Genomic DNA, 22,122 nt, shown 5'->3' with positions numbered 1-22,122 from the left:
GCTCCGGTTCTCGGGAACCACCATTCTCGACTCCGCCTGACCCGAATCTCGATAGACCCTACATGGGTGCTTCCGAAAACTTAGCCGGCGGCGGCGACCTGGTCGGCTATTGCCGAGAGTACGCCGCGGACGTCCAGCGTCGAGAACGGCTTTTCCAGGATTTGCGGGCGCTGCGGCGCCGGCAAGGCTTCGATCTCGGCCTTGGCGCCGATCAGGTCGCCGGTGACCAGCACGAAGCGTTTGGCCAGCGCCAGGTTGTCGGCGAGCAATTCGCGGTAGATGGCAATGCCGCTGGTGCCGGGCATGCGCAAGTCGGAAAAGACGATGTCTGGCGGCATGTGGCCGGTCAAGGTCGCCGCCGCCGACGTCCAGGCCGGCACGACCCGCGACTTGATACCCATCAGTTCCAGGATGTCGGAGAGGGAGCCGGCGACGTCGGGTTCGTCGTCGATGATCAGCGCATGGCGCAAGCCGCTGGAACGAGCCGGGCTGTCGCCGGCTGCTGCCGCGCCGCCGGTGATTACCGGCAGCTGGACGACGAAGCGCGCGCCACGCGGCAGCACCTCCTCGAACCAGATATTGCCGTTGTGGCGCTCGACGATCGATTTCGAGATCGACAGGCCGATGCCGGTGCCGACGCCGACCGGCTTGGTGGTGAAATAGGATTCGAAGATGCGGCTGCGGATCGCCTCGGGAATGCCCGGTCCGTTGTCCTCGACCGAAAACCCGGGGTTGCCGCGATCGCTGCGGAATGTCCGCACCTTGATCAGGCGGTCGCCGCCGATACCGGCCAGAGCGTGTTGGCTGTTGATCAGGAAATTGGCGGCCACCTGCGTGACGTGGTCGGCATCGGCCATCGCCAGCAGCGGGCCGGGCGCGAAATCGGTGTCGATGATGATGCCGCTCGAGCGTGCGCCATAGGCGGTTACTTCGAGTGCGGCGCGGATCACCTGGTTGAGATCGGTCTCGGCCTGCGCCGCCGGATGCAGGCGCACCATCGACAGGAAGCTTTTGACGATGCGGCCGCAGCGCTCGGCAGCGGCGCGCACTTTCTCGGCGCGAACCTTGGTCTGCGGGTCGGTGGCGAATTCATGCAGCAGCGTCGACTGCGCAACGACCACGGCGAGCGGGTTGTTGAGCTCGTGCGAAACACCGGCCAGCAGTGAACCCATCGCCGCCATCTTCTCGTTCTGGTGCAGTTTTTCGCGCTGGCGGTTGATCTCTTCTTCGGCGCGCAGCTTATCGCGCAGATCGCGGATCGAACCGAAGATGAGCTGACGGTCAGCCACCCGCATCTCGGTCGCCGTCAATTCGATGGGAAACACCTCGCCGGCCGCATTCTGTGTCACGGTCTCAAGCCGTTGGCCAACCATCGGCGCGCCGCGGCCAGACATGTATTCGGCGCCCGAGACATAGCCCTTGCGGTAATATTCCGGCACCACGGTATCGAGCAGGTCCTTGCCGAGGATGTCGCTGCGCTGATAGCCGAACATCTTTTCGGCGGCCGGATTGAATTCGATGATCGAGCCGGTCTCGTCGATGACGATGATGGCGTCGAGCGACGCCTGCAGCATGGTGCGGCGGATGACTTCGCTGGCATGGGCGTCGGACGGCGAGTGCTCGATGGCGTCGCCGATGGCGAGCGCGATGATGTGCATCGTCGCCTCTTCCTCTTCGGTCCATTCGCGCTCGTTTAGGCAGTCATTGACCGCGAACGTGCCCCACAGATGACCGTGCGCGAACACCGATACCGACAGGAACGACTTGATGTGCTGCTTTTCGAAATCGGCCCTGAGGAACCCGTCGAGATCGCGCGTATGGCCGGCGAAGATCTTGCCTTGCCGCTCGTCCTCTCCAATCCGCTCCAGCAGCGGATCGGTATCGACGATCGACTGCATGATCACCGTCGGCGAAGCCAGTTCGCCGCCGAAGCGAGGATCGATCCAGTAGGCGGCGACCGATTGGGCGAAGCCCTGGCCGGGCAATTCGCGCAGCCTGAACAGGATGCCGCGCTGGCAATTCATGGCGCTGCAGAGCGTTTCGAGGATGGTTTCCATCTCGCGCTGCCAGTCGCCGGCATCGCGCAACCGGCGGACGACGCGCACAGCCGCCATCGCGGCGCTCTGGCGAGCGCCTTGCGGGTCCATACGTGGTGCTGGTTCAGCGGTCATGTCAGCCATCAGTAAAGGGCCGTCGAATTAGGCAGCTATGGAGCATTTCACGAAAAAGGTGAAACGCTCCATGTTTCAATGTAATCCCGAACGGAAATCGCTACGCACTGTTCCTGGAATTGCTAGAGCGTTTCACCGTTTCACGGAAACGGAGAAGCCTCTATCTCTTTGTTTTTACGCAATTCCGGGCGGAAAACCGCGTACACTTTTCCTGTAATTGCTCTAGTGCCCGTCACCGGTCGGCAGCGAGAAGATATAGCCTTCGCCGCGCACTGTGCGCAAAAATTTCGGATTGGCCGGATCGGTTTCGATCTTCTTGCGCAGCCGCATGATGCGAATGTCGACGGCGCGCGACGATTCAGGATCCTCAACAAAACCAATCGCCTCGGAGATCGCCGATCGCGTCAACAGCCGGTTGGCGCGGGTCAGGAAAACCTCCAGCACATCGAACTCGCTCTTGGCCATGTCGATGACGGCGCCGTTGGCGCCGGTGACAAGCCTGCCGTCGAGGTCGGCCTGGAACGGGCCGAAGGTCAGGCGGCGGCCGCCATCGGCTTGTGTCTTCGCCGCCTGGGGCGGGCTCGGCTGCGGAACGCGGCGCAGCACGCTGCGCACACGAGCCAGCACCTCACGCAACTCGTAGGGCTTGACGATGTAGTCGTCGGCGCCAAGCTCCAGCCCGACAATGCGGTCGAGTGCGGTGCCGGCAGCCGTGGCATAGATGATGCCGACCGGTATTTTCGAGCGCAGCCAGCGGCCGAGCGACAGTCCGTCCTCGCCCGGCATGGCGATGTCGAGAATGGCCAAATGAAACGATTCCGTCTCCAGCAAGGCGCGCGCCTCGGCCGCGCTTCCGGCCTGGGTCACATCGTAGCCGTTGGCGCCGAGATACTCGGCGACCGCGTCCCGGAGATCGGGCTCGTCCTCGACGATGACAATCCGTGCCCGCACTATGGCCTCGCTCCCGCTTTCAGCGGAAAGTAGATTGGGTATAAACATGATGTCCAGCACTCATATCCGGTTGCGGGGGAACGGGAAGAAAAACATGGCTGCACGATCCGTCATCGCGCTGGTTTCCGTCGCCGATGTGGTGGCCGGCGATCTTGCCGATCATCTCGACCGGCGCGGCCATGACGTGCGCGAGGCGCGGCAGCCCTGGGAAGCTGAATCCCTGCTTTCGGCCGGAGGCATCGATATCGTCATCGTCGGCGACAGCCTCAGCCAGGCGGAAGGGCGGGACCTGCTCAGGCGTTATGGCGGCGGCCAGAGCGCGGACGGGAAGGCGGGGCCGGATTTCATCCTGATCTGCCGGCCGGCCGATCTGGTCGACAAGGTGCTGGCGCTCGAGCTTGGCGCCGCAGATGTCGTCGAAAGTCCGCTCAATGTCAGGGAGCTTGCCGCGCGCATCGGCGGCCTGCTGACGCGGCGCGGCAGGTCCGCCCAGGAACTGATCGTGCTGGAAAATGCCACCGTCGATTTGCGGTCGGCCATCGTCATGCACCGTTCGGGTACGGAAGAACAGCTGTCGCCGGGCCAGGTGGCGCTGCTCAGGCTGTTTCTGGCCAGCCCGCGCAAGGTGCTGACGCGCGACGACATCATTGCGGCGGCCCCCGCCGAAAATGCCGATGCCTTCGACCGCTCGATCGATTCGCGCATCGTGCGGCTGCGCCGCAAGCTCGACACCGAAACCATCACAACTATACGCGGCGCAGGCTACCGGTTCGACCCGCCGACGCAGCGCGCCGACTGAGGGTCGGGAGGCTGGATTGTTCCTCGGCTCGCCCAAAAAAGCTGCGCAATCTCGGGCGCCATGCATAGGCGTCAGCGCACCACCAGAAGCGATGGTCCCGACGGCAATTCGCTGGCGACTACGATTTCGCTGGCGGCATGCGCGCGGTCCTTCAGGAGAACCGTGGCGAGACCGGCAAAGCCGAGCAGGCCTTGTGCATAGAGCAGTACCGAAAGCACGGAGGCTGCAGATTTCGTCTTCATCGGTTGTCCCCAAAAATCAGAACCGCGGGTGCTTCAGGATAAACCCGAAGTGCCCGCGTCGCCCACGGAGCCCCCCGTTGCGACGCGGGCCTTCGGTCCTCTCGGCAGCAAGTTGCCGGAGGGGCCGCGCATCCACTTCAACCCGAGGCCGACCCGCCAGAGGGCCCTGAGACGGTTGATGCGCAGACTGGAGACAATCCAGACCAAGGCTATGAACAGCGCGGCATGCAGCGTCGAAATCTCACCCGAATTCATCACCGCCAGTTTCGTCATCGGGGTGCCGGCTACTGTGCCGATGCCGCCGACGACAAATGCGGCGATGCTTATCCTGAAGAGCCAGGACAGGGTGGTCGATTTGATGCTCATTTTCGTTGGCGCCGGCTGTTCTCGTTGGGATGACTGTGCCGCGAGCCTGTAACCAGATCATGCCGCCCAGGCCGCGCTTTGTTGCAAGTCGGTTTCGAGCGAAGCCAATCTTCTTTCATATAAGGACATCAGCACTTTCGTTTGGGGGCGCGGTGCGTGATCGGGAGTGCGCAGCGAAGGCGGAGCACGCTTCCCTTGTCCACCTTGCTTGTTAACCAGAGGAAACAGATTCGAAACACAAACGAGCCTCAGCGAAGTCAGTCTGAAACATGGCGCGGGGATAAGGCGGCCACCGAATTGACGCCGGCAGGACCGGCAAAGAGGAGCCATCATGTACAAAGCCATTTCCGCCAAACTCATCAACGTCACCGCCGCAGCCGGCGGCGCCGCGCTTCTGCTTGGCACCGCCAACAGCACCGCCCATGCCGCGGCAAACCAGATCGTGGCGCGTGTTTCGCTGTCGCAGCAGACCATGGAAGTGCTGGTCGATGGCCGGCCGACTTTCGCCTGGAAGGTCTCGACCGGCGACAGTGCGCATGTCACGCCGACCGGCTCGTTCAAGCCGACCCGCATGCACGAGATGTGGCATTCGAAGAAATACGACAACGCGCCGATGCCGCATTCGGTCTTCTTCAGCGGCGGCTACGCCGTGCATGCGACCAACGCCATCAAGCGGCTGGGACGGCCGGCGTCGCATGGCTGCGTGCGGCTGCATCCCGACAATGCCGCCGACTTCTACCAGTTGGTCGAAACCTTCGGCCCGACCAACACCAGCATCGTCATCGTCAAGTAGCAGACTGCGTTTGGAGCGATGGTGCAGCGCAGCCGGCCAGGTCATGCCGCACCGCAAGTTCCCGCCTGAAGCTCCATCAGAGCTTCGCGGTAAATCAATCCAGTCAAAAAAGAGGCCGGAAATTTCCGGCCTCTTTTCGTTTGTTCGCTAACGCCGTTCGCAGCTCAGTCCGCGTGCACCGGCATCAGCTTCGGGTCTGGCTTTTCGGCGTGGTGCGGCAGGTCCTTGCTGGCGATGAAGGTGTAGAACATCGGCACCACGAACAGGGTGAACATGGTTCCGACCAGGATGCCGGTGAAGATCACGAGGCCCATCGAATAGCGCGCCGCCGCACCAGCACCACTGGACACGATCAGCGGCACGACGCCGAGCGCCATCGCCGCTGTCGTCATCAGGATCGGCCGCAAGCGCACCTTGGCCGAGGCGACGATCGCATCGCGCCGCCTCATGCCATGCAGCTCGCGCTGCTGGTTGGCGAACTCGACCAGAAGAATGCCATGCTTGGTGATCAGACCTATCAGTGTGATCAGGCCGACCTGCGTGTAGATATTGAGCGTTCCAAGCCCCAGATTGAGCGGCACGATGGCGCCAAAGATCGACAGTGGCACCGCCATCATGATGATCAGCGGGTCGCGGAAGCTTTCGAACTGCGCCGCCAGCACCAGATAGATGACGATTACGGCGGCTGCGAACGCGATAAGGATCGTGTTGCCCTGCTCCTTCTCCTGCCGGGACTGGCCGGAATAATCGATGAAGAAGGTATCGGGCAGGCTCTCCTTGGCAAGGTTCTCCAGGGTCTGCAGCCCGTCGCCCGTGGTGACGCCGGGAAGCGGCAGCGCTGATATCGTCGCCGAGTTCAGCTGGTTGAACTGCTCGATCGCGGCCGGCGCGGCGTTGGTCGAAATCTTCACTACCGCTGAAAGCGGCACCATTTCGCCGGTCACGCTACGCACGAAATATTCGCCGAGCTTCTCGGGATTGTCGCGGAATTCCTTCGGCACCTGCGGGATGATGTCGTAGCTGTTGGAGTCGCGGTCGAACTGAGCCACTTCGGCGCCGCCGACCAGCAGCGTCAGCGTCTGGCCGATGTCGGCGATCGGCAGGTTGAGAGCCGCCGCGCGGTCGCGGTCGATGGTCACCGTCACCTGCGGAGCGTCAAAGGACATCGAGTTTTGCACGACGATGAAGCGGCCGGAGGCCTGCGCCTTGTTCTTAATCTGCTCGGCCGCCTCGTAGACCTCGGCGGAACCACCGGTCGAGCGCACCACCATGGAGATCGGCAGGCCGCCGCCGGAGCCCGGCAGCGTCGGCGGCGCGAAGACGAAGGCCTCGACGCCGGCCACCTTGCCGAGGCGTCCCTGGATATCGGCTTGAAGCTCCTTTGAGTTGCGCTGGCGCTCGGCCCAATCCTTGAAGGCGAAGCCGACAAAGGCGCCGTTGGTGGCGCCGCCAAAGGCAACGGCAGAGAATTGCGCCCTGGTTTCGGGAATGTCCTTCACCAGGCCGAGGATCTGGTTGACGTAGGTCTCGGTGTAGTCCGAGGTCGCGTAGCGCGGTGCCGTCACGATCGACAACAGGAAGCCCTGGTCCTCTTCCGGCGCCAGTTCGCTCGAGGTCTTGGTGAACATGAAGCCGGTGAGCGCAACCAGCGCCACGACCATCAGCAGTGTCACCGGTCGATTTCTCAAGGAGGCGGTGACCGCCCGCTCATAGACATGCTCGACACGGCTGAAGGTTCCGTCGACGACGCGCTGGAAGCGACTGTGCGATCCCGCCTTGAGCAGACGCGCCGCCATCATCGGCGTGATGGTGACGGCTATGAGGCCGGACAGCACCACCGAACCGGCGAGCGTCACCGCGAACTCGCGGAACAGCGCGCCGGTCAGGCCGCCGGTGAAGGCCAGCGGCGCGAACACGGCGGCGAGCGTGATGGTCATGGCCACGATGGCGGAGAAAATCTCGCGCATGCCGTTGAAGGCCGCCTGCATCGGCGACATGTGGTCCTCCTCCATGTGGCGATGAATGTTCTCCACCACCACGATAGCGTCGTCGACGACAAGGCCGATGGCCAGCACCATGGCCAGCAGCGACAGAAGGTTGATCGAATAGCCGACCGCAAACAAAAGAAAGCAGACGCCGACCAGCGACAGCGGGATGGTCACGATCGGCATCATCACCGAGCGGAATGAGCCGAGGAACAACAGGATGACCACGACGACGATGGCGACGGCTTCGGCGATGGTCTTGAACACTTCATCGATCGAGGCGCTGATCTGTTCGGTGGAATCGTAGACGATTTCGATGGTCATGCCTTTCGGCAGCGTCTCTTGAATCAAAGGCACGATCTTGTGGATCGCCTCCGCCGTTGTCAGCGGGTTGGCGGCCGGCGTCGGGAAGATGGCGAGGAAGGTGCCGGGCTTGCCATTGAAGCTCACCCTCGTGTCGGTGCTCTTGGCGGCAAGCTCGACTCGCGCCACGTCGCGCAAGCGCACCACCTGGCCGTCCGTCGAGCGCAGCGGAAGCTCGGCAAAGGCCTCAGGCGTCTGCAGCGTCGAGCGAACCGTGATCGAGGAGACGACATATTCGTTCTCGGTGTTGCCGGGCGCCGACAGGAAGTTGGAGTTGTTGATCGCCGCCAGCACTTCGGCGGCGGTGACGCCACGCGCAGCAAGCTTGACCGGGTCGATCCAGACCCGCATCGAATATTCCTCGGCGCCGAAGATCTGCACGTCGGCGACACCTTCGACCGTCGACATGCGGGGCCGCACGACGCGCTCGATATATTCGGTGAGTTGCTCCTTGCTCATGTTCGGATTCTGCATCGAGATGTACATCATCGCGAACTCTTGGCCGGTGCCCTTGACGATGACCGGGTCCTTGGATGCATCCGGCAAGGTGCCGCGTACGCCCTGCACTTTCGACAGGACCTCGGTCAGCGCGACATCCGGATTGGAGCCGAGCTTCATCTGGACGACCACAGTGCTCGAAGACGGCCGGCTGGACGAGGTGACGTAGTCGATGTTCTCGGTCGAGGCGACGGCCCGCGCGATCGGGGCGGAGATGAAGCCCTGGATCAGGTCGGCGCTGGCGCCGGGATAGGCGGTGGTGATGGTGATCGCCGTCTCGTCAACCTTGGGATACTGCCGGATCGACAGGTTGAAGATGCCCTGGAAACCCAGGAGCAGGATCATACAGGCGAGGACGGTGGAGAGGACCGGCCGGCGAATGAAGATGTCGGAAAAGTTCATTGCTGAGCCTGCTGGTTCGCCGACTTGCTGGGGTCAATGGTGTTGTCGACAGCGACGGACATGCCGTTGAAGAGACGATTTTGGCCGGCGGTGACGACCTCGTCTCCAGCCTTGATGCCCTCGACGATCTCGACCATGCCGTCGTTGCGGCGGCCGGGCTTCACGAACACCTGCGACAGCACGAGCGCCGGCTTTTCCGGTTCTGCCGCGGGCTTCGCCGGGTCGACAGCCGGCTTGTCCGCGGGCTTCGCCGCGGCGTCTTCGGCAGCCGGTTTCGCGTCTGCCGGCTTTGCATCTGCCGCCGGCTTTGCCGCGTCGGCCCCTGCAGCAGGCTTTTCCTCGGGTTTCGCGGCTGGGGCGCCTTCCGCCGGCTTCGCCGGAACGACGACGAAGACGAAGTCGCCATAGAGGCTCGACGTCAATGCCGTCTGCGGCAAGGACAGAATGTTTTTCTCCTGCGGCAGCTCGACGCGAACCTGGACGAACTGGCCGGGCGTCAGCTTGCCGTCAGGGTTGGCGACCTCGCCGCGGACGGACACCAGGCGGCTTGAAGCGTCGATCTTGGGATCGATGCCGCGAATGGAGCCGGCAAACGGCATGTCGGCGCCGCCGCCGGTGCCGCCGAGGCCGAGCCGCACCGCCTGGCCTATCTTGAGCAGCGGCAGCTGCTGTTCGGGTACCGAGAAATCGACCCGCATGGTGTCCAGATCCTGCAAGGTCACCACTGCGTTGCCGGGCGAGAGATATTGGCCGAGGTCGATCTTGGGGATGCCCACGGTGCCGGCGAACGGCGCCGTCAGCTGCTTCTGATCAAGCACGGCCTGCAGCTTGTTGACCTGCGCGGCGGAGGCCGATGCAGCGGCTTGAGCGGTGTCGAGCGTGGCATCCGTTCCGACGCCGCGCCGCTGCAGCTCCAGCGCGCGTTCGAGCGCCGTCTTGTCGGACACGGACTGCGCCTTGGCCGCGACCAGATCCGCGCGTTCGACGGCATCGTCGAGCTGCAGCAGGACCGAATCGACCGGCACCTTCTGGTTGGCATGGAAAAGGATGTCCTTGACGATGCCGCTGGTCTCGACGGTAAGGTCGACACCGCGCACGGCGCGTACCGTGCCGATCGCCTCGACCCCCGGCGTCCAGTCGGAAGGCTTGACGACAACCGTCGATACGGTCGTCGCCGGCGGCTTCATGGTGGCGAAATACTGTTTGATAGCGTTGTCGCGGAACAGGTTGAAGCCGACAACGCCGACGCACACCAGAGCGAGCAGAAGCAGAATTGCGGTGATAGAGATGAAGCGCTTCACGAACTGTCCCCTCGGCCGATGTCCGGCAAAATAGCCGAATAGCGGGACACTTATCGACGCCAGGTCCCGATTACAAATGACGGCGGACTTACTGTACCGTCTGGACGGTCTTGTCAATTCCGCCTAGGCTGGTGCGGGGGAAGGGATCGATGAAGACCCAAAGGGCAAATTCGCGCGACAAGATACTCGCCGCCGCCGCCGATGTCGCACGCGAGGCCGGTCCCGGCAGCCTGTCGCTTGACGCCGTCGCCAGCCGCGCCGGCGTGTCGAAAGGCGGCCTGTTATATAACTTTCCGACCAAGGCCAAACTGATGCAGGGCCTGGTGGAGAATTACCTGCGCGCGTTCGAGCTGGCGCTGGAATCGGGCCGTGTCGCCGGCGCCAGCGGCGAGAGCCTGCTCGCCACCTATATCCGGCTCTCGGCGGATGATTGCGAGGAGCCGAAGCCGACGGCTTCGTGGATATTCTCGGCGATCGCCGAGGATCCGGATTTCCTGACGCCGATAAAAGCCTTCAAGTCGCAGCTGCTGCAGCGGCTGAAGAGCGAGACGCCGGACCTCAAGACGCTGCTGGTCTGCTTTCTGGCCATCGAAGGGCTGCGCAGCATGAACCTCTTCGATTCCGACGTGCTGTCCGCCGACGAACGCCACTTGCTGGTATCGGCCCTGCTGGAGATTGCAGGATAGCTCAGGGCGTCGGATCGAAGAAGCGATACGGGCCGGGCGGAAAGGACGGTTGGTGAGCGGCATGGCATAGGCACGCATCACGACATCGGCGATTTCAAGCTACAGCCCCCTGATTCGTTGGATCGATGGTTCAGGAATGACTGCGCGAATGCGCGGCCGACTATGTTGCGCCGCACCATAACACTGCCGTGTCAGCCTTGAGACGGCGCTCGGCGAGGCCGGCAAAGCGCGTTTTAGGGCTGTGATGGCGCCGACATATGGTTATGGCATTGTCATGTTGCGGCGCCCAAACTATGTGCCTTTGTAGTCCTCCTAACAGTCGCGAGATCTCCATGGGTTCCCTTTCTTCGAAGAATGCGCTCGTCACCGGATCGACCAGCGGCATTGGCCTGGCCATTGCCCGCGCCCTTGCCGCCGAGGGCGCCAACGTCACGATCAACGGCCTTGGCGAAGCCGCGGCGATCGAACAGGAGCGCGCCGGCATCGAGAAGGATTTTGGCGTCCAGTGCCGCTACTCCGGCGCCAACATGATGGACGGCGCAGCGGTGACCGCCATGGTGCGCGAAGCCGAGCAGGCCTTGGGCAGCCTCGACATTCTGGTCAACAATGCCGGGATACAGCATGTCGCGCCAATCGAGGAGTTTCCCGACGACAAGTGGGAAGCCATCATCCGCATCAATCTGCTTGCCGCCTTTTACGCGATCAAGGCCGTGGTGCCCGGCATGAAGGCGCGCAAATGGGGCCGCATCATCAACACCGCGTCGGCGCATGCACTGGTCGCCTCGCCGTTCAAGTCGGCTTACGTCTCGGCCAAGCACGGCATAGCGGGTCTGACCAAGACGGTAGCGCTGGAAGTCGCGCAGGACGGCATCACCGTAAACGCCATCGCGCCCGGCTATGTCTGGACGTCACTGGTCGAAAAGCAGATCCCCGACACGATGAAGGCGCGCGGCATGACCGAGGAACAGGTCAAGCGCGACGTGCTCCTGGCGGCACAGCCGACGAAGCAATTCGTCACCGTCGAGGAGCTCGCCGCGCTGACGCTGTTTCTGTGCTCGGACTCGGCCAGGCAGATTACCGGCACGACTTTGCCGATGGATGGCGGCTGGACGGCGCAGTAGGCGCGCTCCCCCGGCGCCGCTCTTTCCTTGACAAAGACGAAAGATCAATCCAGCATTGTGGCAAGGGGTTCCTTCGCGACGACCCCGTGAGGCGTCAGCCCAATGATCGCGTCCAAACTCTCACTCTGGAGGTGGACGCCATGCCGTCAACAACCGCAATCACCGTAGCGCAGCTTTCCCGCCTTGTCGGTCTGTCCGACGCGCCTGTTCTTGTCGATGTCCGCATCGACGAAGACTACGACGTCGATCCGCGGCTGCTTCCGGCCTCGTGCCGGCGCGACTTCAAGTCTGTTTCGAGCTGGGCGGCCGAGTTCACGGGGGCTCATGCTGTCGTCATCTGCCAGAAGGGGCTGAAGCTCTCGCAAGGCGTTGCCGCGTGGCTGCGCCATGAGGGCATTGCTGCCGAATCCCTTGAAGGCGGCTTCGAGGCGTGGCAGGCGGCCAAGGGACTTCTGGTCAAGGCCGACAAGATACCGCCCCGCGACGACAAGGGCCGCACGGTCTGGGTGACGCGTGCCCGCCCCAAGGTCGACCGCATCGCCTGTCCTTGGCTGATCCGCCGCTTCGTCGATCCCTCGGCGGTGTTCCTGTTTGTCGAGCCGTCTGAAGTGCTGGCGGCCGCCGATCGGTTTGGGGCGGTTGCCTTCGACATCGACGACGTGTTCTGGAGCCATCGCGGCGAGCGCTGCACCTTCGACACGATGATCGAAGAGTTCGGGTTGCGGTCCGAAGCGCTCGATCGCCTTGCGCTGATCGTGCGTGCAGCCGATACGGCGCGCCTCGATCTCGTACCGCAGGCGGCCGGGTTCCTCGCTGCATCGCTCGGGCTGTCGCGCATGTTCCGCGACGATCTCGAACAGCTTGATGCCGGCATGCTGCTCTACGATGCGTTCTTCAGATGGTGCCGCGATGCCACTGACGAAACCCACAATTGGCCCAGCGCGGGCAAAGCGCCATGAGCGCCCTCGCCGCGGACGACGATGCACAGGCTACCGAGGCTCCGATCGTCCCGACCTTCCGCCAAGCCGCGAAACTGTGGGCAAGGATCGGCCTGCTCTCCTTCGGCGGGCCGGCCGGACAGATCGCGCTGATGCACAAGGAATTGGTCGAGGATCGCCGCTGGATCGGCGAGCAGCGGTTCCTGCATGCGCTCAACTACTGCATGCTTCTGCCAGGCCCCGAGGCACAGCAGCTCGCCATCTATATCGGCTGGCTGCTGCACCGGACCGCCGGCGGCCTCGTTGCCGGCATCCTGTTCGTGCTGCCCGGTGCGTTTGTCATGCTGGGCCTCAGCATCTTCTACGTGCTTTACAATGATGCGCCCGTCATCGAGGCGCTGTTTTTCGGCATCAAGGCGGCGGTGCTGGCCGTCGTCGTCGAGGCGGTCCTCCGCATCGGCAAACGGGCGCTCAAGAACCGGGTGATGATGGCGATCGCGGTGGCCGCGTTCCTTGCCATCTATGTCATCAGGCTGCCGTTTCCGCTGATCATCCTGGTTGCAGGGCTGACCGGCTGGATCGGCAACCGCTTGGCACCGGCGCGTTTTTCCGGAGCCGCACGCGGCAAGGACAATTTGCCCGATGTCAGGGGCGCCGTCGACGTCATGTTCGAACGCGGCGACCTCGCTCACACCAAGCCGACGAAATGGCACGCGCCGCGCACCATCGCGATCTGGCTGCCGATCTGGCTCGGGCCGGTCGTACTGATCCTGGCGCTGACCGGCCCTGCCAGTGTTTGGGCACAGCTTGGCGGCTTCTTCAGCCTGATGGCGGTGGTCACATTCGGCGGCGCCTACGCTGCGCTCTCCTATGTCGCGCAGGCAGCGGTGACCTCGTTCGGCTGGCTGGCGCCGGGTGAAATGGTCGATGGGCTTGGTCTGGCCGAGACGACGCCGGGACCATTGATCCTGGTGCTGCAGTTCGTCGGCTTCGTCGCCGCCTATCGTCACGCCGGTGCGATGGGACCGCTTGTGGCCGGATCGCTCGGCGCATTGCTGACGCTCTGGGTGACGTTCGTGCCGTGCTTCTTCTGGATCTTTCTGGGTGCCCCCTACATCGAGGCGCTGCGCGGCAACAAGGCGCTGTCGGCGGCGCTGAGTGCGATCACGGCGGCTGTGGTCGGCGTGGTGATGAACCTTGCGCTGTGGTTCGCACTGCATGTCGTCTTCGGCGCGGTGCACCGTTTTGGTCTTGGGATGGAGCTACCGGTGCTGTCGTCGCTGGATTGGCGCGCCGCGCTGCTGGCGGCGGCCGCCATGGTCGCCATGCTGAAACTGAGGATCGGCATGCTGCCGACATTGGCCGGCTCGGCGCTGGCCGGACTGGCGCTGCTGGCCTTGCCTGCGTAGCGTCCGAAGGCGCGACCAGCCATTATCACAGCCGGATTTTTGAGGTATGCCGGGCCGGCGCACAACGGTCGCGGGCGCTGGTAGGATCAGCGCTGGCCCCGGAGATACGCTTTACGTCGAACCCGATACCGCCAAGCTGAACCTGCTCGACGCGGAGAGCGGCGCGCTGGCGAACTGATTTGACGAGGTTGGCCGAGCTGTTCAAAGTCGATCCTGGATCGCACAACGGGATATGACATGGTGGATTCCGATCGGATCGACAAGCTGATCGCAGGGGTGCCCCCCGCCTTGGCGCTTCGTGCCGGGCTGGACCTTGGCATCTTCACCTGGCTCGGCGGCGATGCTGCGACTGCCGACAGCCTTGGGGCAGCGCTCAAAGTCGAGCCCGCTCGTCTGTCGCGGCTCCTCTACGCGCTCGCCAGCATCGGTCTCCTCGACGTCGAGGATGGTCAGTTTCGCAACGGAGCCGAAGCGTCGGAGTTTCTTGACGCGTCCAAGCCGACCTATCGCGGCGGCGATCATGTGCTGCTGCGCGAACTCTGGGGAGCCGACCTTTTGACCGCAGAGTCGCTGCGGCAGAATCGGCCGGCCGCGCTGCACGACTTTTCCGAAGCGGGGCCAGAATCCGCAGCGGCCTTCAGCCGCATGCTCGCACCGGGAGGGGTGATTTTCGGCCGAAATCTCGCCCGTGAACTGGACTTCTCGGCGGTCAGTTCGGTGATCGACATCGGCGGCGGCGCCGGGACCATTCTGGTCGGTCTTCGCGAGCGATGGCCGCATATTGCGGCGACTTTGATGGAACTCCCGACGGTCGCGGCGGTCGCACCAGCGATCCTGTCGGAATACGGTGCCGGCGATGTGGTTGTCGAAGAAGGCGACATAACGGTCGCGCCATCGACCGGCCGGCATGACTTGGCAATCCTGAAGGCTGTCGTCCAGGTCCTGCCGCCGGACCAGGCGCGCAGTTCGATCCTGAACGCGGCGCGTTGCCTCACCCAAGGAGGCGAGATCGCAATTGCGGGGTGGGGTGTCGTCGATGACGACCGTCTCGGCCCGCCTGAGGGTGTCTTTCTCAATCTCACCTTCCTGAACCTTTACCGCGCAGGCGAATCGTACACGGAAGGTCAGTATCGCGCGTGGATGACCGAGGCTGGGTTCCGGGATATTTCCAGGTCGCAGCTGACCGACGGCACCACGTTCTTTCGTGGGCGCCTCACGGACTGAACGTGGCTGGAGTGGTTGGTTTCGGGCGTGTGTGGCCCTCAGAGCCAGCCCCGGACGGATTGCACAAAGTTCCTGAGGCGGCGTGAGCCGATCTTTCCCCTTACCGGCAGCGCGGTGTCCCCTGTCTTCTCGATAGCTTCTTCGCAGAGGGGGCATTTAAATGTCACTTGGTCGACAACAAAGTTCGCGATAGCGGCATATTTCGCATTCGTCGATTGGGGCGGAACCTCCGACAGGATGTTGCGCGGTCGCTGCAACTTGCGCCTAGCTAGCCCGTTCGACTACGTCGAATCGGAATGGAGTTTTTAGACATTCGTTTATCTATTCGTGGTTTCTAATACATATGGCATCCAACGCGTTCACCCGGATTTGGTTTGCTTTGAGCCGCCTAAGGCGCGCCACGAACGGTAACGTTGCCGTCATCGTTGCCTTCACCTTGCCGGTCGTGGTTGGCGGCGCCGGCCTCGGTGTGGAGACATCCTTTTGGTATTACAGCAGCCTCAAGCTGCAGGCCGTTGCCGATGCCGCGGCCTATGCCGGCGCGCTCGAGAAAGTCGCGGGTTCCGATAACCCGACCATCATCGCCGCCGCCACGCAGTCCGCGACCTCGAACAATTTTGCCACGCCGGGCACGATCCAGGTCAACACGCCGCCATTGTCCGGCCCGAACACCGCGAAGAAGGCAGTGGAGGTCATCGTCAAGCAGAACCTCGACCGCTACTTCACGGCGATTTTCAACCAGGCGCCCGTTGCCGAACAGGCAAGGGCGGTGGCGCTGATCAATGACGCCTCCAAAGCTTGCGTGCTGGCGCTCAGTCCGTCGGCCTCCCAGGCTGCGCTCTTTTCCGGCAACACCACCGTCAACCTCACCGGCTGTTCGGTCATGTCGGACTCGATTGCCTCGGACGCCATAAAGACGCAGGGCTCGGCGGTGCTCAAGGCCGACTGCCTGATCACGGTCGGCGGCATGGTGCTGAACAATCCAGCGACCACAGTCTGCAAGTCCAACATCACCCGAGCCTTGCCGGCAGCCGATCCTTTCTCCGGCTTGGCGACGCCGACAGCCGGCAACCCTTGCAAGAATGTCAACGGCAACAAGACGTCGCAAACACTCCAGCCTGGCACCTACTGTAGCGGCATGAGCCTCAGCGGCAACGTCACCCTGCAGCCAGGCGTCTACGTCGTGCAGGGCGGTATGAAGGTCAACGCCAACGCGGTCGTCGCCGGCAGCGGGGTAACCATCTTCATGGCAGGCAGCAACACCGTCAGCATGAACGGCAACGCCAAGGTGACGCTGAGCGCGCCTACCTCCGGAGCCTATTCCGGCGTGCTGTTCTACGGCGACAGGACCGGGACTGCGGCACAGAGCACCTTCAACGGCACAGCGGACTCGCTTTTGACCGGCGCCATCTATTTTCCCAGGCAGCAGGTCAACTACCTTGGCAACTTCTCGGGGAACGGTGGCTGCACTCAGGTCGTCGCCGACACTATCCAGTGGTCAGGCAGTACGACGATCAAGCAGAACTGCAAAGGCCTCGGGATGGACGACATTCCGGCGGCACTGTCCGTTCAGCTTGTCGAGTAGCGGGATGGGTGGGCGGACCTTGCGCATTGTCCGGGACAAATCCGGGATAGCCGCCGTGGAGTTTGCCATGTTGCTGCCCGTCCTGTGCTTGGTCTGCCTCGGCATCGCCGATGGCTGGTCCTACGTGACGAGTTACCTGCAGATGCGCGCGGGCGTCAAAACCGCGGCCAATCTCGTGATGGCCGGCGCGTCCAATGACACCGGGACGCAGGCGGTCGCGCTTTCGAGCTGGAACGACAAGCCCGAGGACGCCGCGGTCGTGCTGGTCCGCTCCTATTTGTGCGGCGCCACGGTCGTGGATGAGACCACCATCTGCGGCGGAAAGAAAATCTTCGTCCAGATAACGGCGACGGGCACCTGGGTGCCCCCGTTTAACTTCGGTGTCTTCCCGGACCCGCGCGCGATCAGTCATCAGCAGGTGATCCGTGTCCGCTGAAAGGACCGGATCCAGGTGGCGCCGTGACTGCTCCGGCGCAGCCGGGCTGGAATTCGCCTTGATCGCGCCTTTCCTGGTGATGCTTTTGTTCGGAATCTTCGCCTTCGGCTGGGCCATGAATGCCGTGTCGACCGTCCGCTATACACTGGAAACCTCTTCCCGGGCGCTGCAGCTGAACAACACGCTTTCGCAGAGCGACATCCAGGCCATCGCCACGCAGAAATTGGTGAACCTGGGTCTGAAGAACGTCATTGTGACGATCGCGACCGACCCTGCCAGCGGCGGTTTCAAGATGGCGCATCTGACCGCCAGCTATGCCTTCGTCATCGCTTTCCCGTATTTCGACCAGTATCCGATAAATTACGCCACGACCGTCACGGTGCCCCTGGTTGCCAGCTAGGATACGGCCGGCTTCGTTGAGTTGGCGGCGCCGAACTCAGACCGTAACGGATCGACTGGGAACCATCGCTCGATCTGGAATTGTACTTGCAAGAGGTCGATTCTCTTCGCGGCTGTAGATGCTTAAAGCTCGCTCCTGAGACCTCAGGGATGGACTTTTTCTATGGAACTAAAGTCAGGCTGCTTGCTTGGTCGCGTCCGTGAAAATCACCGAAAACCAGTCCATCAGTGCTGCAACATGCCGACAGGCTATCTCAGTCACCAAGCCTTTGATCTTGCTGGTGATCCCGACAGGAATCGAACCTGTGACCTACAGATTAGGAATCTGCCGCTCTATCCTACTGAGCTACGGGACCACGCGGCCCGACACATAGCCGCTTCGGATCGTTTCGCCAAGAGGCTCGCCCAGGGGAAATCAAGAGGCCGGCCGAACGCAATTCGGCCAGCCTCTTGCGGGATAGGTCAGGCTGCCAGCGCCGTTTCGGCCAGTTTCACCCAGTAGCTCATGCCGTGCGGTATGACTTCGTCGTTGAAGTCGTAGGCCGGATGGTGGAGGCCGGCGGTCTCGCCATTCCCGATGAAGATGAAGGCGCCGGGGCGGGCTTCCAGCATGTAGGAGAAGTCTTCGCCGCCCATCACCGGCTGGATGGCGCGGTGGACCTGGGTGTCGCCGGCGACATTTGCCGCGACATCGCCGGCAAAGACCGTTTCTTCCGGATGATTGAAGGTCACGGGATAGTTGGCGTCATAGTCGACAGTGATCGTCGCGCCGAAGGCGGTGGCTATTCCTTCGCAGATGGTGCGGATGCGCTCTTCCGATTTCTTGGCGATCTCTTTCTTCAGTGTGCGCACCGTGCCGGCAATCTCGGCGGTCTCGGGAATGACGTTGTAGGCGTCGCCGGCGTGGAACTTCGTCACCGAAACCACCACCGCCTCGACCGGATCGGTGCTGCGCGAAGCGACCGTCTGAAGGGCGCCGACCAACTGGCTGGTGATGACGATCGGGTCGATCGTGCCGTGCGGCATCGCCGCATGGCCGCCGCGGCCCTTCACGGTGATGGTGAACTCGGCGGTCGCCGCCATGATCGGACCCGGCCGGATGGCGAACTGGCCCACCGGCAGGCCCGGCATGTTGTGCATGCCAAAGACCCGCGAAATATCGAAACGCTCCATCATGCCGTCCTTGACCATCTCGTTGCCGCCGCCGCCGCCCTCTTCGGCCGGCTGGAAGATGACCGCGACCGAGCCGGCGAAATTGCGCGTTTCGGTCAGATATTTGGCGGCGCCCAAAAGCATCGCCGTATGGCCGTCATGGCCGCAGGCATGCATTTTGCCAGGAATGGTCGAGGCATAGGGCTTGCCGGTGATCTCGTTGATCGGCAGCGCGTCCATGTCGGCGCGCAAGCCGATGGTCGCGCCTTGCCCCTTGCGGCCATGGATGATGCCGACGACGCCGGTCTTGCCGAGGCCCGTCACCACGTCGTCGCAGCCGAATTCCTTCAGCTTCTCGGTGACGAAGGCGGCGGTCTTGAAGACATCGAAATTCAGTTCTGGCGTCTGGTGCAGATGGCGTCGCCAGCCGGCAACTTCATCCTGCATCTCGGCGGCGCGGTTGAGAATCGGCATAATGGTTCCATCTCGCTATTGGAGCAGACGATCTGGCCTGCTTGATTGCAATTGTGATTGCCATGCTTGTTGCCATCTTGGCACTTTGCCATCTTGGCGTCACATAGGGTAAATAGCACCCCAGACAATGTGATCCGGAAATTGAGGGCCGGATCAGGTCATGCTGGCCATCGCGTAACGAAATCTTACGGAGCCAGGGGCGACTACGGCAAGAGGCGATTTCGGATTCCATGATGCGGCACAGCCATATCCTCAAATTACTGCTAACGGGCGGCTTGGCGTTACCCATGCTGGCTGGGCCAGCTTTGGCCAATCCGGTGATCCTGTTCGACCTCAACAGCGGCAAGGTTCTGCAGCACCAGGACGCCTTCAAGCGCTGGTATCCCGCTTCGCTGAGCAAGCTGATGACCGCCTATGTCACCTTCCGGGCGATTGCCGCCGGCGAGGTCCAGCTCGATTCACCGATCAAGGTGACCAAGCATTCGGCGGGCGAACCGCCGAGCAAGATGGGCTTCAAGCCGGGCTCGGTGATGCGGCTCGACAATGCGTTGAAGATGATGCTGGTCAAATCGGCCAACGATATCGCCATGGCCATCGGCGAAAACATAGGCGGCTCGCAGGCCGGATTCGCCGTTCGCATGAATGCGGAGGCGGCGCGGCTCGGCATGACCGGAACGCATTTCGTCAATCCGAACGGACTGTTTTCGCCGGAGCAGTATACGACGGCGCGCGATCTTGCCCTGCTGGTGATGGCGATCCGCAAGGAATTCCCGCAATACGCCCCCTGGTTCTCGATCGAAGGCCTTGCCGTCGGCAAGAAGGCGATCTCCAACTACAATCTCTTGATCGGGCGCTATCCCGGCGCCGACGGCATGAAAACCGGGTTCGTTTGTCCCTCGGGCTTCAACATGATCGGCTCGGCGACACGCAATGGCCGCACGCTGGTCGCGGTCGTGCTCGGCGAAAAATCGGCGATCAGCCGTGCCGAGACCGCCGCCAGGCTGCTTGACCAGGGCTTTGCCATGCCCGACCCGAACTGGCTCACGGTCGCGGCCATGCCTTCCTATGGCGATACCATGTCACCCAACGACATGCATGATGAGATCTGCAAGAAGAAGGCGCCGCACGAGCAGTCCGAGGCGGCTCCGCCGGTGGCCGCGAAGGGCGCCGACGTGCCGAAATCGCCCTATCAGGAAAAGCTCGACCACGTGCCGACGCTGGTTGCCGTGGGCCTCGGCGGCGCCACCGGGCCGGCGCCGAAGGCGATGCTCGACCAGGGCGGCCAGGAATACGCCGATGTGCCGCTGCCGAGCTGGCGGCCAGACATTCCGGCGCCAAAGGGCGCCGAACCGGCCGTGGTGGGCCAGGCAACCGCGGTGCAGGGCGACCAGCTGGTCAAAGCCGCGAACTAGGCGATGGCTGGCTTTCCGATACCCGTCACGGTGGTCACCGGCTTCCTCGGCGCCGGCAAGACGACATTGCTCAACCGGCTGCTCAAAGATCCGGCACTGGTCGACACGGCCGTCATCATCAACGAATTCGGTGAGGTGGCGATCGACCACCTTCTGGTCGAGCAGGCCTCGGACGGCATCATCCAGCTGTCCGACGGGTGTCTATGCTGCACGGTGCGCGGCGAACTGGTCGACACGCTGGCTGACCTCGTCGACCGGCTGCAGACGGGCCGTATCGCCCGTCTCGCCCGCGTCGTCGTCGAAACCACCGGGCTCGCCGATCCGGCGCCGGTGCTGCAGTCGATCATGGCGCATCCCGCCCTGGTGCAGGCCTTCCGACTTGATGGCGTCATCACGCTGGTCGACGCGGTCAACGGCAACGCGACGCTCGACGGCCATGTCGAGGCGGTCAAGCAGGTGGCAGTCGCCGATCGCATCGTGCTGACCAAGGTCGATCTGGCCAGCGATTCCGGCGACGTCGATGCTTTGCGAACGCGACTCCATCAGCTCAATCCAGGCGCCGTGGTGCTGGACGCCGGCGACGGCCGAACCGGCGTCACGGCGCTGTTCGATTGCGGCCTCTACAATCCGGCGACCAAATCCGCCGATGTCCGGCGCTGGCTCGGCGAAGAAGCCGCCCATGAGCACCACCATCATCATCATGATCACGGCGAGCATGAGCACCACCACGATTCCCGCGTGCGCTCCTACTCGCTGGTCCATGACGGCCCGGTGCCGTTTTCGGCGATCGAGATGTTCCTCGACCTGCTGCGTTCTGCGCATGGCGACAAGCTTTTGCGGATGAAGGGCGTCATCGAGCTTGCGGAGGACCCGTCGCGGCCGCTTGTCGTCCACGGGGTGCAGAAGATCCTGCATCCGCCGGCGCGGCTGCTGGCCTGGCCGGACGGCCAACGCGGCACCAGGCTGGTGCTGATCACGCTCGATATGCCGGAAGATTATGTGCGCCGGCTGTTTTCCGCCTTCACCAACCGGCCGTCGATCGACACGCCGGATCGCGCGGCGCTGGAGAGCAATCCGCTGGCGATAGCCGGGGGCTGATTGTCAGGCTCGCTATGCGCCGCGTTCGACCAGGAAGCGGTGGCCGCCGCTGACGGCTGACGTTTCAACAAGCTGGTGGCCAGCGTCGGCGCAAAAGGCGGGGATGTCGATGACCGCCAGCGGGTCGGTGGTCTCCAGCCAAAGCCGGCTGCCCGGCTGCATTGCCGCTAGGCGTTTTTTCGCCTTGAGAACGGGCAGGGGGCAGTTCAGGCCCTTGAGGTCATAGATTGCGGTGTGATTTGTTTGTTTGTTTTCATGCATGTCTTTGTCCCAAAACCGCTGCGCACTTTTGGGCGGCATGCATCGGCAAGGCGAAA

General features: G+C 63.1%; 20 protein-coding genes and 1 tRNA gene. 12 read left to right on the top strand and 9 right to left on the bottom strand.

The window, feature by feature from the left end:
- Positions 1-80: 80 nt before the first annotated feature.
- Both NKK52_RS21735 and NKK52_RS21730 read right to left on the bottom strand, forming a co-directional pair.
- Entirely contained in the window at positions 81-2,171 is a 2,091-nt protein-coding gene (locus NKK52_RS21735) for a hybrid sensor histidine kinase/response regulator (RefSeq protein ID WP_023670065.1), read from the bottom strand.
- A 222-nt stretch (positions 2,172-2,393) separates the two neighbouring features.
- On the bottom strand, positions 2,394-3,122 hold the full coding sequence (locus NKK52_RS21730; protein WP_023670064.1) for a response regulator: 729 nt from the start codon (positions 3,120-3,122) through the stop codon (positions 2,394-2,396).
- A 94-nt stretch (positions 3,123-3,216) separates the two neighbouring features.
- On the opposite strand from NKK52_RS21730, the gene NKK52_RS21725 reads away from it, so the two are divergent.
- Positions 3,217-3,921, top strand: coding sequence for a response regulator transcription factor (locus NKK52_RS21725; RefSeq protein ID WP_023670063.1), 705 nt, complete (start codon positions 3,217-3,219; stop codon positions 3,919-3,921).
- A gap of 71 nt (positions 3,922-3,992) precedes the next feature.
- On the opposite strand, the gene NKK52_RS21720 is transcribed toward NKK52_RS21725, so the two are convergent.
- Positions 3,993-4,163: a hypothetical protein gene (locus tag NKK52_RS21720; protein ID WP_023670062.1), complete on the bottom strand. Its 171-nt coding sequence runs from the start codon at positions 4,161-4,163 to the stop codon at positions 3,993-3,995.
- A gap of 33 nt (positions 4,164-4,196) precedes the next feature.
- Positions 4,197-4,529: a hypothetical protein gene (locus NKK52_RS21715; RefSeq protein ID WP_023670061.1), complete on the bottom strand. Its 333-nt coding sequence runs from the start codon at positions 4,527-4,529 to the stop codon at positions 4,197-4,199.
- A gap of 331 nt (positions 4,530-4,860) precedes the next feature.
- On the opposite strand from NKK52_RS21715, the gene NKK52_RS21710 reads away from it, so the two are divergent.
- Positions 4,861-5,322, top strand: coding sequence for a L,D-transpeptidase (locus NKK52_RS21710; protein WP_023683946.1), 462 nt, complete (start codon positions 4,861-4,863; stop codon positions 5,320-5,322).
- 164 nt (positions 5,323-5,486) lie between these two features.
- Here NKK52_RS21710 and NKK52_RS21705 read toward each other — a convergent pair whose 3' ends face one another.
- Both NKK52_RS21705 and NKK52_RS21700 read right to left on the bottom strand, forming a co-directional pair.
- Positions 5,487-8,570, bottom strand: a complete 3,084-nt coding sequence (locus tag NKK52_RS21705) for an efflux RND transporter permease subunit (protein WP_023683945.1) — start codon at positions 8,568-8,570, stop codon at positions 5,487-5,489.
- On the bottom strand, positions 8,567-9,871 hold the full coding sequence (locus NKK52_RS21700) for an efflux RND transporter periplasmic adaptor subunit (protein ID WP_023683944.1): 1,305 nt from the start codon (positions 9,869-9,871) through the stop codon (positions 8,567-8,569). Before NKK52_RS21700 ends, NKK52_RS21705 begins: the two co-directional genes overlap by 4 nt.
- A 149-nt stretch (positions 9,872-10,020) precedes the next feature.
- On the opposite strand from NKK52_RS21700, the gene NKK52_RS21695 reads away from it, so the two are divergent.
- The 8 genes from NKK52_RS21695 (at position 10,021) to NKK52_RS21660 (ending at position 17,670) form a co-directional block, all read left to right on the top strand.
- The gene (locus NKK52_RS21695; RefSeq protein WP_023683943.1) at positions 10,021-10,557 is read left to right on the top strand and encodes a TetR/AcrR family transcriptional regulator; all 537 of its coding nucleotides are present in this window, start codon (positions 10,021-10,023) and stop codon (positions 10,555-10,557) included.
- A gap of 332 nt (positions 10,558-10,889) precedes the next feature.
- Positions 10,890-11,678 carry a 3-hydroxybutyrate dehydrogenase gene (locus tag NKK52_RS21690; protein WP_023683942.1) on the top strand — a complete coding sequence of 263 codons (789 nt, stop codon included), beginning with the start codon at positions 10,890-10,892 and terminating at the stop codon, positions 11,676-11,678.
- Between the two features lie 140 nt (positions 11,679-11,818).
- Positions 11,819-12,637, top strand: a complete 819-nt coding sequence (locus NKK52_RS21685; protein ID WP_023683941.1) for a chromate resistance protein ChrB domain-containing protein — start codon at positions 11,819-11,821, stop codon at positions 12,635-12,637.
- Positions 12,634-14,025: a chromate efflux transporter gene (gene chrA, locus NKK52_RS21680; RefSeq protein WP_023683940.1), complete on the top strand. Its 1,392-nt coding sequence runs from the start codon at positions 12,634-12,636 to the stop codon at positions 14,023-14,025. Before NKK52_RS21685 ends, chrA begins: the two co-directional genes overlap by 4 nt.
- Before the next feature lie 237 nt (positions 14,026-14,262).
- Entirely contained in the window at positions 14,263-15,249 is a 987-nt protein-coding gene (locus tag NKK52_RS21675; protein WP_023683939.1) for a methyltransferase, read from the top strand.
- Between the two features lie 379 nt (positions 15,250-15,628).
- Entirely contained in the window at positions 15,629-16,834 is a 1,206-nt protein-coding gene (locus NKK52_RS21670; RefSeq protein WP_348524259.1) for a pilus assembly protein TadG-related protein, read from the top strand.
- Between the two features lie 4 nt (positions 16,835-16,838).
- Positions 16,839-17,270 (top strand): TadE/TadG family type IV pilus assembly protein, encoded by a 432-nt coding sequence (locus NKK52_RS21665; protein WP_023690708.1) that lies wholly within the window; start codon positions 16,839-16,841, stop codon positions 17,268-17,270.
- Positions 17,260-17,670: a TadE/TadG family type IV pilus assembly protein gene (locus NKK52_RS21660; RefSeq protein WP_352443962.1), complete on the top strand. Its 411-nt coding sequence runs from the start codon at positions 17,260-17,262 to the stop codon at positions 17,668-17,670. Before NKK52_RS21665 ends, NKK52_RS21660 begins: the two co-directional genes overlap by 11 nt.
- Before the next feature lie 278 nt (positions 17,671-17,948).
- Here the strand turns inward: NKK52_RS21660 and NKK52_RS21655 are convergent.
- Together NKK52_RS21655 and NKK52_RS21650 are read right to left on the bottom strand one after the other, a co-directional pair.
- A tRNA-Arg gene (locus tag NKK52_RS21655) sits at positions 17,949-18,025 on the bottom strand.
- A 106-nt stretch (positions 18,026-18,131) separates the two neighbouring features.
- On the bottom strand, positions 18,132-19,295 hold the full coding sequence (locus NKK52_RS21650) for a M20 aminoacylase family protein (protein WP_023685374.1): 1,164 nt from the start codon (positions 19,293-19,295) through the stop codon (positions 18,132-18,134).
- A 233-nt stretch (positions 19,296-19,528) separates the two neighbouring features.
- On the opposite strand from NKK52_RS21650, the gene NKK52_RS21645 reads away from it, so the two are divergent.
- Both NKK52_RS21645 and NKK52_RS21640 read left to right on the top strand, forming a co-directional pair.
- Positions 19,529-20,707: a D-alanyl-D-alanine carboxypeptidase family protein gene (locus NKK52_RS21645; protein ID WP_023685373.1), complete on the top strand. Its 1,179-nt coding sequence runs from the start codon at positions 19,529-19,531 to the stop codon at positions 20,705-20,707.
- Between the two features lie 3 nt (positions 20,708-20,710).
- Positions 20,711-21,805 carry a CobW family GTP-binding protein gene (locus NKK52_RS21640; protein ID WP_023685372.1) on the top strand — a complete coding sequence of 365 codons (1,095 nt, stop codon included), beginning with the start codon at positions 20,711-20,713 and terminating at the stop codon, positions 21,803-21,805.
- A gap of 12 nt (positions 21,806-21,817) precedes the next feature.
- On the opposite strand, the gene NKK52_RS21635 is transcribed toward NKK52_RS21640, so the two are convergent.
- Positions 21,818-22,066, bottom strand: coding sequence for a sulfurtransferase TusA family protein (locus NKK52_RS21635; RefSeq protein WP_031204348.1), 249 nt, complete (start codon positions 22,064-22,066; stop codon positions 21,818-21,820).
- Positions 22,067-22,122 lie beyond the last annotated feature (56 nt).

This window comes from Mesorhizobium sp. C277A (assembly GCF_040324395.1).
GTDB lineage: Bacteria > Pseudomonadota > Alphaproteobacteria > Rhizobiales > Rhizobiaceae > Mesorhizobium.
Note: the sequence above shows the minus strand (reverse complement) of the source record. Positions and strands in the feature narration are given on the sequence as shown.

Coding starts and splice junctions, on each gene's coding strand:
- NKK52_RS21650 (WP_023685374.1), bottom strand. CDS start 19,295: ATGCCGATTCTCAACCGCGCCGCCGAGATGCAGGATGAAGTTGCCGGC.
- NKK52_RS21695 (WP_023683943.1), top strand. CDS start 10,021: ATGAAGACCCAAAGGGCAAATTCGCGCGACAAGATACTCGCCGCCGCC.
- NKK52_RS21735 (WP_023670065.1), bottom strand. CDS start 2,171: ATGACCGCTGAACCAGCACCACGTATGGACCCGCAAGGCGCTCGCCAG.
- NKK52_RS21640 (WP_023685372.1), top strand. CDS start 20,711: ATGGCTGGCTTTCCGATACCCGTCACGGTGGTCACCGGCTTCCTCGGC.
- NKK52_RS21705 (WP_023683945.1), bottom strand. CDS start 8,570: ATGAACTTTTCCGACATCTTCATTCGCCGGCCGGTCCTCTCCACCGTC.
- NKK52_RS21710 (WP_023683946.1), top strand. CDS start 4,861: ATGTACAAAGCCATTTCCGCCAAACTCATCAACGTCACCGCCGCAGCC.
- NKK52_RS21725 (WP_023670063.1), top strand. CDS start 3,217: ATGGCTGCACGATCCGTCATCGCGCTGGTTTCCGTCGCCGATGTGGTG.
- chrA (WP_023683940.1), top strand. CDS start 12,634: ATGAGCGCCCTCGCCGCGGACGACGATGCACAGGCTACCGAGGCTCCG.
- NKK52_RS21720 (WP_023670062.1), bottom strand. CDS start 4,163: ATGAAGACGAAATCTGCAGCCTCCGTGCTTTCGGTACTGCTCTATGCA.
- NKK52_RS21665 (WP_023690708.1), top strand. CDS start 16,839: ATGGGTGGGCGGACCTTGCGCATTGTCCGGGACAAATCCGGGATAGCC.
- NKK52_RS21645 (WP_023685373.1), top strand. CDS start 19,529: ATGCGGCACAGCCATATCCTCAAATTACTGCTAACGGGCGGCTTGGCG.
- NKK52_RS21635 (WP_031204348.1), bottom strand. CDS start 22,066: ATGCATGAAAACAAACAAACAAATCACACCGCAATCTATGACCTCAAG.
- NKK52_RS21685 (WP_023683941.1), top strand. CDS start 11,819: ATGCCGTCAACAACCGCAATCACCGTAGCGCAGCTTTCCCGCCTTGTC.
- NKK52_RS21675 (WP_023683939.1), top strand. CDS start 14,263: ATGGTGGATTCCGATCGGATCGACAAGCTGATCGCAGGGGTGCCCCCC.
- NKK52_RS21715 (WP_023670061.1), bottom strand. CDS start 4,529: ATGAGCATCAAATCGACCACCCTGTCCTGGCTCTTCAGGATAAGCATC.
- NKK52_RS21690 (WP_023683942.1), top strand. CDS start 10,890: ATGGGTTCCCTTTCTTCGAAGAATGCGCTCGTCACCGGATCGACCAGC.